At 69.9% G+C, this 16,357-nt stretch carries 15 protein-coding genes, 1 tRNA gene and 1 pseudogene; 10 read left to right on the top strand and 7 right to left on the bottom strand.

Annotated elements, in window-relative coordinates; all coding sequences use genetic code 11:
* Positions 1-86: 86 nt before the first annotated feature.
* Positions 87-872, bottom strand: a complete 786-nt coding sequence (locus tag CLV67_RS03955) for a DeoR/GlpR family DNA-binding transcription regulator (RefSeq protein WP_106315778.1) — start codon at positions 870-872, stop codon at positions 87-89.
* Between the two features lie 191 nt (positions 873-1,063).
* On the opposite strand from CLV67_RS03955, the gene CLV67_RS03950 reads away from it, so the two are divergent.
* From CLV67_RS03950 to nagA, 3 genes are read left to right on the top strand one after another with little or no spacing between them, the layout of a single operon-like run.
* Complete coding sequence (locus CLV67_RS03950; RefSeq protein ID WP_106315777.1) at positions 1,064-1,987, top strand: SIS domain-containing protein; 924 nt, start codon at positions 1,064-1,066, stop codon at positions 1,985-1,987.
* On the top strand, positions 1,984-2,973 hold the full coding sequence (locus CLV67_RS03945; RefSeq protein WP_106315776.1) for an ROK family protein: 990 nt from the start codon (positions 1,984-1,986) through the stop codon (positions 2,971-2,973). Before CLV67_RS03950 ends, CLV67_RS03945 begins: the two co-directional genes overlap by 4 nt.
* On the top strand, positions 2,970-4,064 hold the full coding sequence (gene nagA, locus CLV67_RS03940; protein ID WP_106315775.1) for an N-acetylglucosamine-6-phosphate deacetylase: 1,095 nt from the start codon (positions 2,970-2,972) through the stop codon (positions 4,062-4,064). The genes CLV67_RS03945 and nagA overlap by 4 nt, the downstream gene beginning before the upstream one ends.
* On the opposite strand, the gene CLV67_RS03935 is transcribed toward nagA, so the two are convergent.
* Both CLV67_RS03935 and CLV67_RS03930 read right to left on the bottom strand, forming a co-directional pair.
* The gene (locus CLV67_RS03935) at positions 4,002-4,730 is read right to left on the bottom strand and encodes a phosphatase PAP2 family protein (protein WP_203736882.1); all 729 of its coding nucleotides are present in this window, start codon (positions 4,728-4,730) and stop codon (positions 4,002-4,004) included. The two genes, nagA and CLV67_RS03935, sit on opposite strands and share 63 nt — an antisense overlap.
* Before the next feature lie 10 nt (positions 4,731-4,740).
* Positions 4,741-6,093, bottom strand: coding sequence for a trypsin-like serine peptidase (locus CLV67_RS03930; protein WP_106315773.1), 1,353 nt, complete (start codon positions 6,091-6,093; stop codon positions 4,741-4,743).
* 91 nt (positions 6,094-6,184) lie between these two features.
* On the opposite strand from CLV67_RS03930, the gene CLV67_RS03925 reads away from it, so the two are divergent.
* On the top strand, positions 6,185-7,402 hold the full coding sequence (locus CLV67_RS03925; protein WP_106315772.1) for a DUF4032 domain-containing protein: 1,218 nt from the start codon (positions 6,185-6,187) through the stop codon (positions 7,400-7,402).
* Here CLV67_RS03925 and CLV67_RS03920 read toward each other — a convergent pair.
* Entirely contained in the window at positions 7,382-9,133 is a 1,752-nt protein-coding gene (locus CLV67_RS03920) for an NAD-binding protein (protein ID WP_239166055.1), read from the bottom strand. The genes CLV67_RS03925 and CLV67_RS03920 overlap by 21 nt on opposite strands.
* 234 nt (positions 9,134-9,367) lie before the next feature.
* Here CLV67_RS03920 and CLV67_RS03915 point away from each other — a divergent pair, with 234 nt between their 5' ends.
* From CLV67_RS03915 to CLV67_RS54540, 3 genes and pseudogenes are all read left to right on the top strand, one after another.
* Positions 9,368-10,231 carry a hypothetical protein gene (locus CLV67_RS03915; protein ID WP_106315771.1) on the top strand — a complete coding sequence of 288 codons (864 nt, stop codon included), beginning with the start codon at positions 9,368-9,370 and terminating at the stop codon, positions 10,229-10,231.
* Positions 10,232-10,311: 80 nt separating this feature from the next.
* Entirely contained in the window at positions 10,312-10,803 is a 492-nt protein-coding gene (locus CLV67_RS03910) for a DUF6985 domain-containing protein (RefSeq protein ID WP_106315770.1), read from the top strand.
* Between the two features lie 8 nt (positions 10,804-10,811).
* A pseudogene (locus CLV67_RS54540) lies at positions 10,812-10,962 on the top strand (MSMEG_6728 family protein); the annotation flags it as partial.
* A 33-nt stretch (positions 10,963-10,995) separates the two neighbouring features.
* Here the strand turns inward: CLV67_RS54540 and CLV67_RS03900 are convergent.
* The gene (locus tag CLV67_RS03900; protein ID WP_106315769.1) at positions 10,996-11,412 is read right to left on the bottom strand and encodes a GNAT family N-acetyltransferase; all 417 of its coding nucleotides are present in this window, start codon (positions 11,410-11,412) and stop codon (positions 10,996-10,998) included.
* Between the two features lie 133 nt (positions 11,413-11,545).
* Between CLV67_RS03900 and CLV67_RS03895 the strand changes: the two genes are divergently transcribed.
* Positions 11,546-13,198: an outer membrane protein assembly factor BamB family protein gene (locus CLV67_RS03895; protein WP_106315768.1), complete on the top strand. Its 1,653-nt coding sequence runs from the start codon at positions 11,546-11,548 to the stop codon at positions 13,196-13,198.
* Positions 13,199-13,259: 61 nt separating this feature from the next.
* Here CLV67_RS03895 and CLV67_RS03890 read toward each other — a convergent pair whose 3' ends face one another.
* On the bottom strand, positions 13,260-14,348 hold the full coding sequence (locus CLV67_RS03890; protein ID WP_106315767.1) for an ABC transporter ATP-binding protein: 1,089 nt from the start codon (positions 14,346-14,348) through the stop codon (positions 13,260-13,262).
* Positions 14,349-14,485: 137 nt separating this feature from the next.
* On the opposite strand from CLV67_RS03890, the gene CLV67_RS03885 reads away from it, so the two are divergent.
* A tRNA-Thr gene (locus CLV67_RS03885) sits at positions 14,486-14,562 on the top strand.
* 39 nt (positions 14,563-14,601) lie between these two features.
* Here CLV67_RS03885 and CLV67_RS03880 read toward each other — a convergent pair.
* Entirely contained in the window at positions 14,602-15,429 is an 828-nt protein-coding gene (locus CLV67_RS03880; protein ID WP_170153744.1) for an alpha/beta fold hydrolase, read from the bottom strand.
* Between the two features lie 76 nt (positions 15,430-15,505).
* Between CLV67_RS03880 and CLV67_RS03875 the strand changes: the two genes are divergently transcribed.
* Entirely contained in the window at positions 15,506-16,102 is a 597-nt protein-coding gene (locus CLV67_RS03875) for a TetR/AcrR family transcriptional regulator (RefSeq protein ID WP_106315765.1), read from the top strand.
* Positions 16,103-16,357: the final 255 nt, after the last annotated feature.

Raw genomic sequence — 16,357 nt, 5'->3', positions numbered from 1 at the left:
CAGACGCTACCTCAGGCGACGATTCGACTACGGACCGTCCACATAGCGGCCACCCGATCGGCTAACGCGAGCCCGCTCTGAGGGAATCAGGCGGTGATGACGTCCACTCCGGCGTCCTGGAACGCGGCGATCGTCGCGGCGGGCGCGCCCGAGTCGGTGACCAGCGTCTCGATCTTGCTGATCGGGCAGATCCTGGCGAACGCGTGGCCACCGAGTTTGGACGAGTCGGCGATCACCACGACCCGTTTCGCGCGAGCCACCATCAGGCTGTTCATCGACGCCTCGCCCTCGTGGTGGGAGGCCGCGCCCAGCTCGACGTCGAGCGCGTCGACGCCGAGCAGCACGATGTCGAGGGTGACCTCCTTGAGCAGCGCCCCGCCGAGCGGGCCGACCACCTCGAAGGACTGCGGGCGCACCACGCCTCCGGCCACCACGATCTTCATCCGGGATCGCAGCAGCAGCTCGTTGGCGATGTTGAGGGCGTTGGTGACCACGGTCAGCTGGGAGCCCTCGCCGCCGGCGTTGAGGTCGGGGCGGACCGCCAGTGCCCGGGCTACCTCGGTGATCGTGGTGCCGCCGTTGAGGCCGACCACCGTGCCGGGGGTGACGAGGCGGGCCGCGGCCTCACCGATGCGCTGTTTCTCGGCGGAGTGCTTGGCGCTCTTGTAGCGCAGCGGCAGGTCGTACGAGACGCCGTTGGCGACCGCGCCACCCCGGGTACGGGTGATCATCTGCTGCTGAGCGAGCTGATCGAAGTCGCGACGGATGGTCGCCTGGGACACGTCGAGCCGCTCGGAAGCCTCCTCGACGGTCACCCGCCCGCTCTCCGTCAGTAGCTCGAGCAGGGCATTCCACCGCGCGTACCGGTCCACCCACCACTCCCCGATGCACGTTCCATGATAAGTGTGTGCACATTAGTGCGCGAAAGGCCCGGAAGCAAAGCCACCTGATGCGCGAAGGACCTTTGGAACTTGCCCCCGTGGCACCACTCTGAGCAGAATAACGCGCGAAAGACCCGGGAACCGAGCGCGAATGCGCAGCATCTACCGGTGAGGAACAGCCCATGAGCCATGTCAAAGCGGAGATCGCCACACAACCCGAGTGCTGGCGGCAGGCAGCGAAGCTTGCCGCGTCACCCGGTCTTCCGGCACGTGGGGAGCGCGTCGCAGTCGTCGGCTGCGGCACGTCCTGGTTCATGGCCAAGTCCTACGCGGTGCTCCGGGAGCAGCTGGAACACGGCGAGACCGACGCTTTCCAGGCCTCCGACTTCCCGTACGCCCGTCGTTATGACCGGCTTGTGGCGATCACCCGATCGGGCACCACGACCGAGACCCTCGACGTGATGCGTGCCGTGGGTGAGCACACCCCGGTGACCGTCTTCACCGCCGACGCCACCGAGGACGCCGCCAGGATCGCCGGCCACTCCGTCGTGCTGGACTTCGCCGACGAGAAGTCGGTCGTGCAGACCCGCTTCGCCACCAGCGTGCTGGCCGTCCTCCGCGCCCACCTCGGCCACGACATCGAGGCCGCGGCAGCCGACGCCGAGGTCGCCATCCGGCTGCCGCTGCCGGTGCACCCGTCACTCGTCGACCAGATCACCTTCCTGGGCCGGGGCTGGACCGTCGGACTGGCCGAGGAGGCCGCGCTCAAGTGCCGCGAGACCGCCGGCTTCTGGACCGAGTCGTACCCGGCCATGGACTACCGGCACGGCCCCATCTCGATCGCCGGCCCGCGCCGCGTGGTGTGGGCGTTCGGTGACGTCCCGTCCGGTCTGGCCGAGGAGGTCGAGCGGACCGGCGCGGCGTTCGTGCACAGCAGGCACCACGGCGGGTACGGCTCGATCGGCCGCTGGGTCGGCGGGCGCGCCCCGCTCGACCCGATGGCCGACCTCATCCTGGCCCAGCGGGTCGCCCTGTCCCTGGCCACCACGCAGGGCCTGGACCCGGACCACCCACGCAACCTCAGCCGTTCCGTAGTCCTGACGTGAGCGACGGAATAGTCGTCGCCCTCGACGTGGGCGGCACGGGAATGAAGTGTGCCCTGGTACGCCCGGACGGCACGGTGCACCACGAGGAGCGGCACCCGACACTGGCCGAGCGCGGCCCCGAGGCGGTCACCGAGACGATCCTGACGATCGCCGGAGCGCTGGCCGACCGGGCCCGCGCCGACGGGTTCACCCCGATCGCGACCGGTATCGCGGTGCCGGGTGTCGTCGACGAGCTGAACGGCGTCGCGGTCTGGTCGGCGAATGTCGGCTTCCGTGACGTACCGCTGCGGGATCTCGCCGTTGAACGTCTGGGGATTCCGGCCGCTCTCGGGCACGACGTCCGGGTCGGCGCCCTGGCCGAGGCCCGCCTCGGTGCCGGGCGCGGACGGCGGCACGTGCTGTTCGTGGCGATCGGCACGGGTATCGCCGGTGGCCTGGTCATCGACGGCCGCGGCTATCCGGGCGCGCACGGCGCGGCCGGCGAGCTGGGGCACGTCGTGGTCCGGCCGGGTGGCAGCCCGTGCGGTTGCGGGTTGCGCGGCTGCCTGGAGGCGGAGGCCTCGGCCAAGTCGATCGGGCGCAAGTACGCGCATCTGTCCGGCGAGGCCGGCGCGACCGCGTTCGACGTGGCGACCCGCGCGGCGGGCGGTGACGAACTGGCCCGCCGGGTCTGGCAGGACGCCGTGGAGGCGCTCGCCGACGGGCTGCTGACCGCGCAGGCGCTCTACGACGTCGGTGTGGTGGTGCTCGGCGGCGGGCTGGCCGAGGCCGGCGACGACCTGCTCGAACCGGTCCGTGCCGCGGTCGCGGAGCGGGTCACCTTCCACCGATCCCCCGAGATCGTCCGGGCCGAGCTCGGCGACACCGCCGGCTGCCTGGGTTCCGCCCTGCTCGCGCTGGACAGTCTGAGAAGCGAGCTGGACAGTCTGAGAAGCGAGCCGGACAGTCTGAGAAGCGAGCCGGACAGTCTGAAAGGCGAACAGTGACCCGTATCTCCGGCCGGATCGTCACTCCCGACGCCGTCGTCCGCGGCCATCTCGACCTCGACGGCGACCTGATCACCGCGATCGTGCCGGACGACTCGGCGGGCGACGACGTGATCGTGCCCGGCTTCGTGGACCTGCACTGCCACGGCGGCGGCGGGCACACGTTCACCACCGGCTCGGCGGACGCGGCCCGCGGCGCGGCCGGCTTCCACCTCCGGCACGGCACCACGACGATCCTGGCCAGTCTGGTCAGCTCGCCGTTCGAGCTGATGCGCTCGGCGGTTCTGGCCTACCGGCCGCTGGTCGACGAGGGTGTGATCGCCGGGATCCACTTCGAGGGGCCGTACTTGTCCGCGGTGCGGTGCGGTGCGCAGAATCCCGATCACCTGCGCGACCCGGCCATGGCGGAGATCACCGAGATGATCAAGATCGGAGAGGGTGCGGTACGGATGATGACCGTCGCCCCCGAGCTCCCCGGTGCCCTCGAGGCGATCAGTCATCTGGCCGGCAACGGGGTTCTCGCCGCGATCGGGCACACCGATGCCACGTACGACCAGACCCATGCCGGAGTGGCAGCCGGCGCGACCGTGGCCACCCATCTGTTCAACGGCATGCGCCCGCCGCACCACCGCGAGCCCGGCCCCGTGGTGGGCCTGCTCTCCTCGACCGTGGCGGTCGAACTGATCGCCGACAACATCCATCTGCACCCCGGCATGCTGGCCTTCGCCGCGCGCGACGCCGGCCCGGACCGGTCCGTGCTGGTCACCGACGCGATGGACGCCACCGGCATGCCCGACGGGCAGTACGAGCTGGGCGGACAGGAGGTGGTGGTCGCCGATCGGGTGGCCCGCCTGGCCTCGAACGGCTCGATCGCCGGCAGCACCCTGACCATGGACGTGGCCCTGCGCAACGCCGTGGCGGCGGGTCTGCCGCTGGTGGACGCGGCCGCGATGGCGTCGACCACCCCTGCCCGCCTGCTGGGTCTCTCGGACCGCCTGGGCGCCCTGGTCCCGGGTTTGCGCGCCGACCTAGTCGTCCTGTCGCCCGACCTGACCCTCAAGTCGGTGATCCGCGCCGGCGAATCGGTCTAGCGGGCCCAGCGGGACCCGGTCCCAGGGGATGCGTTCGATCAGGCGGCCCAGCACCAGGCCGAGGAACAGGGCCGCGATCGAGTCGGTGATCCAGTGGAACCCGGTGTAGACCGTGGTGAAGAACACGATCGTCACCGGTAGGACCCGGATCAGGAACGTCTCGCGCCGGGTGAGGCCGCGCCCCAGCAGCCCGGCCAGCAGGATCGCGATGACGGCGTACCAGACCAGTGCGTTCGCCACGTGCCCGGACGGATAGCTCACCGACAGGTTTCCGGAGGCGTCCGGATTGAAGAGGATCGTCCTGTTCTCCAGCGGAAACTTCGGGGCGGCCCGGTCGAACCAGATCTTCGCCGGGCCGATCGTGAAGTACGTCAGGACGAATGCCGCGACGAACGGCAGTGCCGCCCGGATCGAGCGGGTCCGGCGCCACCACAGGAGTGTCAGGATCGCCGCCACCGGCATCAGGACCTGCGCGCCCTGCCCCAGGTAGTTGAACGTCCGGGTGGTCCAGTACACCTGTCGCTGACCGTGCTGCGCGAACGCCCAGTCGGCCACCCGCTGGTCGAAGTCCAGCAGGTGGCCACGGGCCAGGGCGACGCTCAGGGCCGTGAACGCGGCGATCGCCAGCAGATCGGGCCACCAGCTCCGGGTGATCTTGTCGGTCACCCCTACCAACCTAGAGGTACGTACGCAACCGTCCCGCCAGCAGATCGCCGCGGACCCCGGAGTTGGGGCATCCACCGAAGTGGTGCAGGGCCACCACCTTGTTCGTGGCACGGGAGATGACCGGCGAACCGGACGAGCCACCGGCGGTGTCGCAGAAGTACGAGACGTCGGAACGCGGGGCGTACCCGGTGTAGTCGGGGTTGTCGACCTCACAGTTGCCGGCCGCCTCGCCCTGGCTGCCGGCGATCCGTGCCGGCTCCCCGGCGGGGTGCTGCGGCACGTACAGCTGCTGGCCCTTCTTCGGCCGGGCGGTGTCCAGGGTGAGGTACCCGAACTTCTGCACGGACTCGAAGCCGTCGACGGTGAAGAGCGTGTAGTCGTACGTCTTGTCGGTGGCCAGGACCTGATCGCCCCAGACCTTCGTCGGCTTGAACACGTCGAAACCGCCGCACTTGGCGCACTGGTAGTTGAACCACACCTCGGTGTCGTACGCCTCGGCCGAGGTGGTCAGGCAGTGGTTGTTGGTGATCATGCGGTTCTTGGCGCCGACCCGCCAGCCGGTGCACAGCTCGGTGCCGTTGATCAGCAGCCGGGCGATCGCCTTCGACTTGGTGTAGGCGACCGGGTCCTTCGACTGGTAGCAGACCGCGTCGGTCGACGTGTCCGTGCCGCAGACCGACTCCTCCCGGCCCGGGCCGGCGGGGGCCTTCCGGCGCTCGTCGCCGCGGGCCACCCGGTCGACGCCGACGCTGAGGCCACCCAGCACGTCGCCGAGGCCGAGCGGGTTGACCTTCCGGTGCACCTCGACGATCGCGGTGTCGCCGGTGATCGACATGGCCCAGCGGCCGTCGGCGTCGCTCTCGTAGCGGTACGACTCGGTACCGGCCGGGTTCGACACGGTCACGTAGTCGCCGGGCAGCATGGTCAGCTTGCCGAAGTGCAGCTTCACGTAGGAGGCGCCGGGGTAGGCGAACTCCTGCCGCTGCGGGCCGGCCAGATAGCCGAGCAGGCGGTCGACCTCGATCAGCCGCCCGATCCTCTCCCGTCCGGTGTCCGGGGCCTGCGCCGACTCGAGACGCCGGTCCTGCACCTTCCTGTTGGGTGCTTTGTCCGATTCGGAGGGTGCGGGGGCGCTCGGCGACATCGACGACGACGCCGTGGTTCGTGGTGCTCGTGGGACTGCCGGGGCGGATGCGATCGCGTGCTCCGCCACCGGAGTGCGCACCTCGGCCGGAGTCTCCCGAATCTGCTGCCAGGTTCCGGCCGATGAGGTGCCGCCGGGCGCCGAGACCACCACACCGGCCACCCCGGCCAGCGCCATGGCGGCGCACGTTCCGATGACGATGCCTGTTCTGCGTCGCATGCCACTCCCGTACATCCGTGGGCCGTTTCGCACCTGTGTAACGAGCCACGTGCGGGCACGACGCGCCGCGTGAAGCGGCACACTTGGAGCCGTGCGCATCACCTCCGCCCTCATCGACCCCGCACTGCTGGATCTGCCGTGGCACATTCCGCTGGAGGAATGGCCCGCCGATCACCTGGTAGCGCTACCTCAGGGCATCTCGCGGCACATCGTCCGGTTCGTGAAGCTGAACGACGTCGTGTACGCCATGAAGGAGACCCGGGAACGGATCGCCGAGAAGGAGTACGACCTGCTCCGTGCTCTGGAGCGGATCGACTTCCCCGCCGTGCAGGCGGTCGCCATCGCCACCGACCGGCAGACCCGGGACGGCGAGCCGCTGGAGACCGTCCTGGTGACCCGGCATCTGCAGTTCTCGCTGCCGTACCGTGCGCTGTTCTCCCGGGTGTTGCGGCCGGACACGATGAACCGTCTGCTCGACGCCCTGGCCGCGCTGGTCGTACGCATGCATCTGACCGGTTTCTCCTGGGGTGACTGCTCGCTGTCCAACACCCTGTTCCGGCGGGACGCGGGCGCTTTCGCGGCCTACCTGGTCGATGCCGAGACCGGCAATCTGTACCCGAAACTGTCCGAGGGGCAGCGCAGCGAGGACATCGAGATCCTCCGGCTGAACATCTTCGGCGAGTGCCTCGACCTGCAGGCCGCCGAACTGCTGCACGAGTCGATCGACCCGCTGGCCGTGGTCGACGACATCGTCGCGCGCTACGAGCGGCTGTGGCACGAGGTGACCTACGAGCAGGAGGTGTCGAAGGACAACCGGCACCACATCGAGCGGCGCATCCGGCGACTCAACGAGATGGGCTTCGACATCGCCGAGGTGTCGATGTCCACGGTGGACGGCGGCTATCTGGTCCGGCCGAAGGTCGTCGACGCCGGCCACCACGCCCGCCGCCTGATGCGCCTGACCGGCCTGGACGCCGAGGAGAACCAGGCCCGGCAGCTGCTCAACGACCTCGACGCCTACCGCGCGGAGAGCCACCTCACCGACGAGCAGCAGGCGGCACACCGCTGGCTGACCGAGGTGTTCGAGCCGGTGGTCCGCGCGGTGCCGGTGAGCCTGCGCCGCAAGCTGGAGCCGCAGGAGGTGTTCTCGCAGATCATCCAGCACAAGTGGCTGCTCTCCGAGAAGGCCGGACGCGACGTCGGCATGGCTCCCGCGGTGCAGGGCTACCTCGCCGACGTCCTGGTCAACAAGCCGGACGAGCAGGCTGTGCTGGGCGTCGAGGCGGAGTCACTCAGCGGCACGCTGTAACGGCGGGCTGGCCAGTTCGACGAGTGCCCGCAGGCCACCGCGGCGGGCGACCACCAGCACCTGGTCGCCCTCGGCGAGCACCCGGCGCCGGTCCGGCACCCAGTCGACCCACTGCTGGCCCGCCGCGGACATACCGATCACCCGTGCCTCGCCCGGGTGGTCGGCGTGCTCCAGCGGCGCTCCGTCCAGAGGGGACATCGCCGCCACGGTGACCGTGGCGACCAGCACCGAGTGCCGGTCGACCGGGATCGTGGCGTGCACGTCGCGTTCGAGCAGGGCGGCCGCGAAGACCGGTGCGCAGATCCGGGACACGCTGCGGGACGTGTTGATCTGGAACGCCGACTCGACCCGCTGCGCGAAGTCGTCGTCGAACAGCCGCAGCACCACGCGCAGGTCCGGCCGCGCGACCCGGGACTGCAGGGCGGCCTGGAGATTGACCGTGTCGTCGGTGGAGAGGACGACCAGCGCCTGGCAGGTGTCGATCGAGGCGGCCCGTAGGGTGGCCTCGGCGGAGGCGTCGCCGATGATCACCGGCACGCCGCGGCGCCGGGCGCTCTTCACACCACGGGCGTCCGCGGACCGGTCGATCGCCACCACGCGCAGTCCCAGGTCGGTGAGCTGGCGCAGCACGTGGGTGCCGACGTTGCCGAGCCCGACCAGCACGATGTGGTCGCTGAGCGTACCGGCGATCCTGCCTTGGTTCAGTGCGAGCCTGGCGTTCACCATGCCGTCGACCACGGCGGCCGTGATCAGGGGGATGATCGCCAGTCCCGCGATGGTGAGCACGAGTTGCGCGGCCTGCGCCACCGGATCGCGGCCGATCTCCACATCGGACGCGCCGACCGCGGTCAGCAGCGTCATGTAGATCGACTCCCAGACGCCGTGCTTCTCCTTGTCGAACCTCGCCAGCACCAGTCCGGCGACCAGCGTGGTGGCCAGCGTGATGAGGACGGCGATGCCGAGCTTGCGGCTGAGCGCGGCACGCAGGGCACGGCCGATGACGTGGCCGGGACGACGACGGCGCCCGGCCCGGCGCAGCAACTTGCGGGTGACGTCCTCCCTGGCCGGGCGGCCGACGGCCTCGGCCAGCACCAGATCGTCGGGCAGCGCCCGGCCCCGCCCGGGTTCGGCCGGCAGGACACCACCGTCGGTGCTGGTCAGAGTCAGGACCACCGAGCGATCCGACACGTCCTGGCGATGCGCGACGTAGAGCGTACGACCGGCGCGTTTGAAATGGGTCGGAGCGACCTCCCCGAGCGCCGCCGCGACGAAGGCGGGCGCCGCCATCTCGGCGTCGGACAGCACCGCGCAGTCGGGGAAGAGCCTGACCACGCTCTGCCCGAGACCGGTGTTGAACATCCGCACCACCACGCGCAGGTCGGCCTCGACCTCGCGGGCGCAGAGCGCGGCGTGCAGGTTGACCATGTCGTCCGGCATGACCAGGGCGAGCGCCGTGGCCTCGGTCAGGCCGGCGTCACGGAAGGTCCGCTCGTCCAGCCGGTCGGCCTTGAGCCACTCCACGCCGCGGTCGGCGAGCTGGGCGAGGTCGGGGACGTCCGGCCGCATCCGGTGCGGAGTGATCACCGTGAGCCGGATCCGGTGCCGCGAGTTGGCGAGCTCCTCGGCCAGTGTGTAGACCAGCGCGTCGGCGCCACAGAGCACCAGGTGAGGCCGATTGTCCTCATCGGACTCGGAACGGTTGTGGATCTTTTCGGTCGGCACGGCACTCACGTTCACGAATCGTAGTCAGCCGGAACCGGCTCGTGGGGACGCTCGTTGCCCCATCCGACACCTAATGTCCGACTTGGTGGGTATCACCCGAACCCATCGTCCGATGTGGCCAGGAGAAGATCAGTGCGCAAGCTGTGGTGTGCCGGAGCGATCGCCAGCGGAATGCTCCTCCTCGGAGCGGCTCCCGCATGGGCCGACGAACCAACCGCCCCTTCAGGCTCCGCTCAGGGAGCCGTGAGCACCGCCCTCGGATACGCGTTGGAACCGACGAACAACTGGCGCCTCGGCAGCCCGCTCGCGTCGGACCCGCTCAGCGGCCAGCCGCTGGTCCAGCTCGAGCCCGGCCCCGGCCGCAAGCTGGTGCAGCTGCCGGGCAGTGACGGCGTCAAGCGGCTGGAGGACACCAAGCCCGCGAAGAACCGGAACGTCAAGCGCTCCAACGGCCGGCTCGTCCCCTCCGCAGACGTGCTCCGCACCCTGCCGCAGGCCGGGCAGACGGGCTCCGGACCGCTCGGCGGCCTGCCGGTACAGGGCGTCCCGATGCCGTTGTCCGGTCAGAACCTGCACGTCGCCAACATGCCGGTGGACGGTCTCGTCGGTCGCGCCCTCGGCGGCTTCGGCGGTCTGACCCCGGCCGGCGTGCCGGCGGCGCCGGCCGGCACCCGCACGGCCGCTCCCGACGAGCGCCCGATCGCCGAGGGCCGGCGCCTCGAGCGTGCGCAGTCGGACTTCCCGCTGCTCGGCGGGCTCGGCGGCGGACTGCCGGTCCGCGCCCTGTCCGAGGACATCGTGGACTTCCAGACCGGCTTCACCGGCCTGCCGATGGGCGGCGCGCCGCTGGGGACGGCACGGTCCGCCGGCACCACCCCGGACGACGGCACCACTCCGGACGACGGCACCACTCCGGCAGTCACGCCGACCACGGTCGCGCCGAGCGCCTCGGCCGGTATCGCCGCCACCAGCGCCCCGGTGCAGCCGACCACTCCGGCCGGCTTCGGCACGGGGGAGATGCCGAAGTCCGCGGGTGACCCGGCCATCGACGACCCGCGGCTCACCGAGGAGCCGGTCGACGGCTTCGTCGCTCGCGACAAGAAGTAGGCGTCACTCACTGCGAGGAGCGCGTGCCGCGACGTCCACGCGGCGCGCGCTCTCGCGCGTCCGGCCGTAGGGTTCCGGGCATGGAGATCCCCCGTCTCGGCCCGCTCACCCTCGACGAGGAGGGCGAGCACAGCAGCGAACCCGTTCCGGTTCCGATCTTCGGCAGGTCGTGCGTCTTCACCGTGGCCGACCCGGACGGCTACGCGACCGAACCCGAGGCGGTGCACCGTGCCGTCGCCGCGTTCCTCGACCTGGACGGGTCGGCGCTGGCCGCGGCCGCACCGGACGCCTACGAGTACTACCGGGACGTCACCGACTTCTTCGAGGCCGAGGGTTACCCGTACACCCGGGTCCCCGATGTGTCCCGGATCTGGGAGCACGTCACCTTCGGGCCGGACGTGCGGATCGAACGCGAGGACGGCCGGGTCTATCTGTCGGTCGAGTGTGAATGTTCCTGGGAGGTGGAGCACGGCCTGCAGCTCGTGTTCCGCGACGGCCGGGCGATCAGCCGGATCGGCCCCTACGACGGCCATCTCACCAACAACGGGACCGACGCGATCTACCGGAGTTGATTCGAGGGATACAGACCTTCCTGCCGCTTCCGGGCTTCCTCGCGTCCGCCCAAATCCGCGATCCAGGTGCTGCGCGGCCTGGTCCGGCCCGGCTACGAGGAGGCCCTGGTCCGCTACGATCTGCCGTACGTCTGGCCGGCCTCGGGACGCCCGCCGACCCTGATCACTTCGTGAGGTCCCAGCTGACGCGCCTCACTTCGTGAGATCCCAGCTAAGCAGCGTGAACGTCATCTCCTCGTCGGCGCCCGCGCGGCGATAGGTGGCCAGCGCCGCCTTGTTGTCGTTCTCCGTCGCCACCCACATGCCATAGCAGCCCTTCTCACGGGCCAGCGCGGCCATCGCGTCGACCAGCGCCGTACCGACACCCTGGAGGCGGGCGACCGGCGCGACACCAAGCTCGTAGATCAGCATCTCGGTGCCCTTGTCGGGGTGGGTCGTCTCGACACCGGTGATCATGCCGACCGGACGGTCCGCGTCGTCGTAGGCGAGCAGCAGGTGATGCGTCGGGTCGTTGAGGAAACGCCTGGTCACGGACTCGATCGGGGCCGTGTCGAAGAGATCCGCGGCGGAGTGGACGTCGGCCTCGGCGGTTACTCGTTCGATGCGCATGACGCCACGATAGCCACGGATCAATCACGACTCAGCAGTCGTTTTCGACCCGGGCATCGGCCGCTCGCCGGACTGATCATCGATACCGGGCTGGGTACCATGACCTGCCGATGCGGTGGAGAAGGGCGGGAACATGGCGGGTCCGGGGGACGACGCGACGCAGCCTGCGGAGCCGGAGGCGACTCAGCCGGTGAGCCCGCCGCCGGGTGTCCGCTATGCGACCGGACTGTCCGAGGCGGCCACGCCGACGCCGACCCCGGCCACCATCGCGGAGAACCCGGCGACACCGGTCGACCCCCATCCGCAGATCGACTATGCGGATCCGGTCGACCCGTGGGCCGCCGCCGAGGCCGCCGCGATCGCCGCGGGCGGGCAGCCCGCCGGTTTGACCCCGCACCCGCCGCCCTCGTCCACCTGGACCGTCCAGGGCGGCGCACCCACCGCCGCGGCGGAGGCCCGGCCGAGCCGGAACAGATGGCTGCTGATCGGTGGAGCGGCCACCACGGTCGCCGCGGTCGCCGTCGCGGCCACCGTGTACTTCTGGCCCGGCTACCCGGCCCTCGACTACCACCGCGTCGACCTGGTCAAGGAGATCACTCCGAGCGTGCCGATCGCCTCGTCCTTCGCCGACTCCGAGGTGCTCGGCGACCGGGCGTACTTCGCCGGCGCCGGCAGCGACGGCCGGCTGCACGTGGTCGCGGCCGACACCGGCTCCGGCAACAGGCCGCTCTGGGAGAGCGACGCCGCCGGGCAGGCCACCACCTGGGACCGGATCGTCGCGACGCCGTCGGCCCTGCTGCTCTTCTCCGGGATCAACTCGGCGACCAGCACCAGCCGGATGGTCGTGCTGAACCCCGACGACGGCAAGCTGCTCTGGGAGCGGCAGCTCGGCTACTACGACGACGTCATCCCCGGCGAGGAGACGCTGGTGGTCTCCGATCGCGAGGGCAAGCAGCTGATCGGCCTCGGCCTGACCGATGGCAGCAAGAAGTGGACACAGGCCGATCCGGATTCGACGACGATCGCCCCGGTACTGACGCCGAAGGACCTGACCGGGCCGGCCGGCACCACCGGACGGCCGTTCGCACCCGACCTCGCCGACGACGGGCGTTTCGTCCAGTTCGACGCGGACCGCAGGGTGACGGTCCGCGAGGTGGACTCGGGCGACGGCGTTCAGACGCGGGAGAACATCGCTTCCAACACCGACAAGACTTCGGTGTACGACGGACGCCTGTACGTGCTGGAGACCGGCACCTCGAAACGCGTCCTCCAGTACGACCTGGCCGACCTCGCCGGACAGCCGCGGATCGTGCACACCGTCGACGCCAAGGACGACGTCAAGTGGATGGGAGCATGCGGGAAACTGCTGTGCCTCATCCAGAACCCGGGCTACGAATCGGCGCAGGCCAAGGTCATCGCGGTCGGCGGTGAGGGCGCGTGGAACCGGACGGTGCCGAAGGCGGAACGTCTGGTGCCGGTCGGTGACACCGCGGTGCTGGCGATCAGCGACGACGGCACCACGCTGATCGCCGACGGTAAGCAGGTCTGGTCGGACTCGACCCTCGCGGTCCGGCTCGACGCCGGCAACGTGCTGCGGTTCTCCGACAACCTGACCAGCTCGGTGAGCGACCGTACGCTCTCCGGCTTCCACGTCGGCGACGAGCCCGGCCAGATCAACGAGCTCGGCCAGATCCTGGACGTACGGTCGGACAGCTGCTCCTGGAACACCTCGGTGCTGGCCTGCGTGGCCGAGGAGAAGTACGTCGTCTACTCGTTCGCGGACTGACCGAGGCGGCGAAAAGGCGGCCTCCCGTCCGGGAGACCGCCTTCATCACTGCTCAGATGCTTCAGATACGGAAGCCGGTGCCCGCGTTGAAGACGTGCAGCGCGCTGGTCTGCGGACGGATGTAGACCGTCTCGCCCATCTGCGGCATGTAGCGACGCTCGGTCCGGACGACGAACCGCTCCTGGCCGCCGCCGACCTCCGAGTGACCGTAGACGTTGGCGTCCGAGCCGAGGTCCTCGACCAGGTCCACCACGATCGGCAGCGCGTCCGGCGACTCACCGACGACTTCGGCGGCCTCGGGACGGAAACCGATGGTCACCTTGCCGTCGCCACCCTCGCGGGCCGCGGCGACCTGCTCGCGGGTGAGCGGAATGCTCAGCGTGCCGAAGTGGGCGCCGTTCTCGTTCAGCGCGACCGTCTTGATGTTCATGGCCGGGGAGCCCATGAAGCCCGCCACGAAGACGTTGCCGGGAGTGTCGTACAGCGCCCGCGGGGTGTCCACCTGCTGGAGCACGCCGTCCAGCATGACCGCCACCCGGTGGCCCATGGTCATGGCCTCGACCTGGTCGTGGGTCACGTAGACGGTGGTGACGCCGAGCTTCGCCTGCAGCGAGGCGATCTGCGAACGGGTCTGGACACGGAGCTTGGCGTCGAGGTTCGACAGCGGCTCGTCCATGAGGAACACCTGCGGCTGACGCACGATCGCGCGGCCCATGGCGACACGCTGACGCTGACCACCGGAGAGCGCCTTCGGCTTACGCGCGAGGTATTCCTCCAGCTGGAGCAGGGCCGCGGCCTCCTTGACGGCGCGGTCGATCTCCGACTTCGGGGTCTTGCGCAGCTTCAGGGCGAACGCCATGTTCTCGTACACCGTCATGTGCGGGTAGAGAGCGTAGTTCTGGAACACCATCGCGATGTCACGGGACTTCGGCGGCAGGTGCGTGACGTCCTTCTCGTTGATCAGGATGCGGCCGCGGTCCACATCCTCCAGGCCGGCGAGCATGCGCAGGCTGGTGGACTTACCACAACCGGAGGGGCCGACCAGAACGAGGAACTCTCCGTCGCCGATCTCGAGGTTCAGCTCGTTGACCGCGGGGCGCTCGGAACCCGGGTAGATCCGGGAGGCTTTGTCATAGGTGACGGTAGCCATGGTGAATCGACTTCCTTTCCACCGGCAGGAACGTGCCGGACGATCCGAGTAGAAGGAACAGCCCCGCCACCGTATTTGTTTTCTTCCGACCTGCCAAGATGGCGACCGCATCACAGGACGTTATGATGAGGCTCATCGCCCTTGTAGCTCAGTTGGCTAGAGCACGCGTCTTGTAAACGCGAGGTCGTCGGTTCGATTCCGACCGGGGGCTCCACTCCCGTCAGGGCCGTCGCCTTCCAGCGGCGGCCCTCGGTCATTCCCGGACGAATCGCCGGATCAGGTCGGCGGTGCGGTCCGGCTGGTCGACCATGACCCAGGTTCGCGAGCTCGCCACCATCTCGACACGCGCGTCGTGAAGAAGACGGCCCAGCCGATCCGCGTGAGCGGGCGGGAACAATCTGTCATCGGCTCCCCACACGATGAGGGAGGGGCCGGGAAACCCGGCCATTTCACCGGCGACCCGGGTGAGCAGACTCCGGTCGCCCAGCGAGGCGACGAATCGGCGGGTGTCCCGGCGTACTCCCGCATCCCGGTAGTAGGCGGCGATCCAGTCGTCGATCAGGCTGTGCGGCAGCGGGCCGCCGGTCAACCAGCCGTATCCGGTCGGCAGGGCGCGCAACGCGCGGATTCGCAGCGCCGACAGCACCACCGGCAGGAGCCCGAGCCGGGCCGCGACCGTCAGCGGCCGGAAGATCACAGGCGGGACGTTGCCGAACGCCTCGCAATCGGTCAGCACTAGCCGTCCCAGCAGGTCGGGCCGGGTCGCGACGACCAGCTGCGCGACGGCGCCGCCGGTGTCGTTGCCGACCAGGGTGACGTCACGCAGGCCGAGGTGTTCGATCAGGCCGGCCACCACGCCGGCGACCCCGGTGACGCTCAGGTCGGCCGCCGGGCTCATCGCGGTCCGGTGCGCGCCGAGCGGAAGGTCGGGAACGATGCACCGGACATCACCGGAAAGCCGGTCTACGACGTCGTTCCAGACCCGGCCGTCCTGCAGGAGACCGTGCAGGAAGACCAAGGGCCGGCCGGTGCCGGTGTCGCGGTAGTGGAGGGTGCCGGCGGGCAGAGTGGCGTACGGCATGCGATGCTCCCCAAAATACATACAGGCTGTATGTAAAATTACATACAAGCTGTACGCAATCAAGGACAGGGGTTCGATGGAGCGGAAGACGAAGCACGATCTGCGGTCCGCCGCGACCCGGGAACGGCTGATCACGGTCGCTCGGACGCTGTTCGAGCAGCGAGGATTCGCCGCCGTCGGCACCGAGGAGATCGTTCACACGGCCGGGGTCACCCGCGGCGCGCTCTATCACCAGTTCCGAGACAAGGCCGAACTGTTCGGCGCCGTGGTGGAGGCGATCGAGACGGAGATCGTCGCCGAGGTGACCGCCGCCCTGACCGAGCCGGCCGCCGACCCGGTGGCCGGACTGCTGCGCGGCGCCCGGGTCTTCCTCTCGGCGTGCGCCGACCCCGGAATCGACCGGGTGCTGCTGCGGGACGCGCCGGCCGCCCTCGGCCCGACCCGCTGGCAGGAACTCAACGAGCGGTACGGCCTCGGCCTGATCCAGACCGCCGTGCGGAGCCTCGTCGACGCCGGCGCGCTGACCCCGCAACCGGCCGCACCGCTGGCCCGGTTGCTGCTCGGCGCGCTCAACGAGGCCGCCCGATACGTGGCCGCCTCCGACGACCCCGGCACCGCCACCGACGAGTGCGTCCAGGCGCTCGGCCGCATGCTCGACGGCCTGCGCAGCTGAACTGCCGCCCCCGCTCAACCCGCGTGGTGATGTGCGGTCCGTTTCCGCACCGCACATCACCACGCGGAAGTGTTCCGGCCGCCAGCGTGGTGACCTGAGGTCCGAATCGCGCCGCGGATCACCACGCAGGCCGTGACCGGGGCCCGGATGCGCCTCTAGATGTTCTGCCCAGAGAGGTTGGGAACGCGGTTGGCGGGTGGTCCGCCGATGGCGGTGTGGTGGCGGTGGTGATTGTAGGTGTGCAGGAATCGGGGT

The sequence above is a fragment of the Actinoplanes italicus genome, from assembly GCF_003001815.1.
Lineage (GTDB): Bacteria > Actinomycetota > Actinomycetes > Mycobacteriales > Micromonosporaceae > Actinoplanes > Actinoplanes italicus.
Note: the sequence above shows the minus strand (reverse complement) of the source record. Positions and strands in the feature narration are given on the sequence as shown.

Coding starts and splice junctions, on each gene's coding strand:
- CLV67_RS03895 (WP_106315768.1), top strand. CDS start 11,546: ATGGCGGGTCCGGGGGACGACGCGACGCAGCCTGCGGAGCCGGAGGCG.
- CLV67_RS03875 (WP_106315765.1), top strand. CDS start 15,506: ATGGAGCGGAAGACGAAGCACGATCTGCGGTCCGCCGCGACCCGGGAA.
- CLV67_RS03900 (WP_106315769.1), bottom strand. CDS start 11,412: ATGCGCATCGAACGAGTAACCGCCGAGGCCGACGTCCACTCCGCCGCG.
- CLV67_RS03930 (WP_106315773.1), bottom strand. CDS start 6,093: ATGCGACGCAGAACAGGCATCGTCATCGGAACGTGCGCCGCCATGGCG.
- CLV67_RS03910 (WP_106315770.1), top strand. CDS start 10,312: ATGGAGATCCCCCGTCTCGGCCCGCTCACCCTCGACGAGGAGGGCGAG.
- CLV67_RS03880 (WP_170153744.1), bottom strand. CDS start 15,429: ATGCCGTACGCCACTCTGCCCGCCGGCACCCTCCACTACCGCGACACC.
- CLV67_RS03890 (WP_106315767.1), bottom strand. CDS start 14,348: ATGGCTACCGTCACCTATGACAAAGCCTCCCGGATCTACCCGGGTTCC.
- CLV67_RS03950 (WP_106315777.1), top strand. CDS start 1,064: ATGAGCCATGTCAAAGCGGAGATCGCCACACAACCCGAGTGCTGGCGG.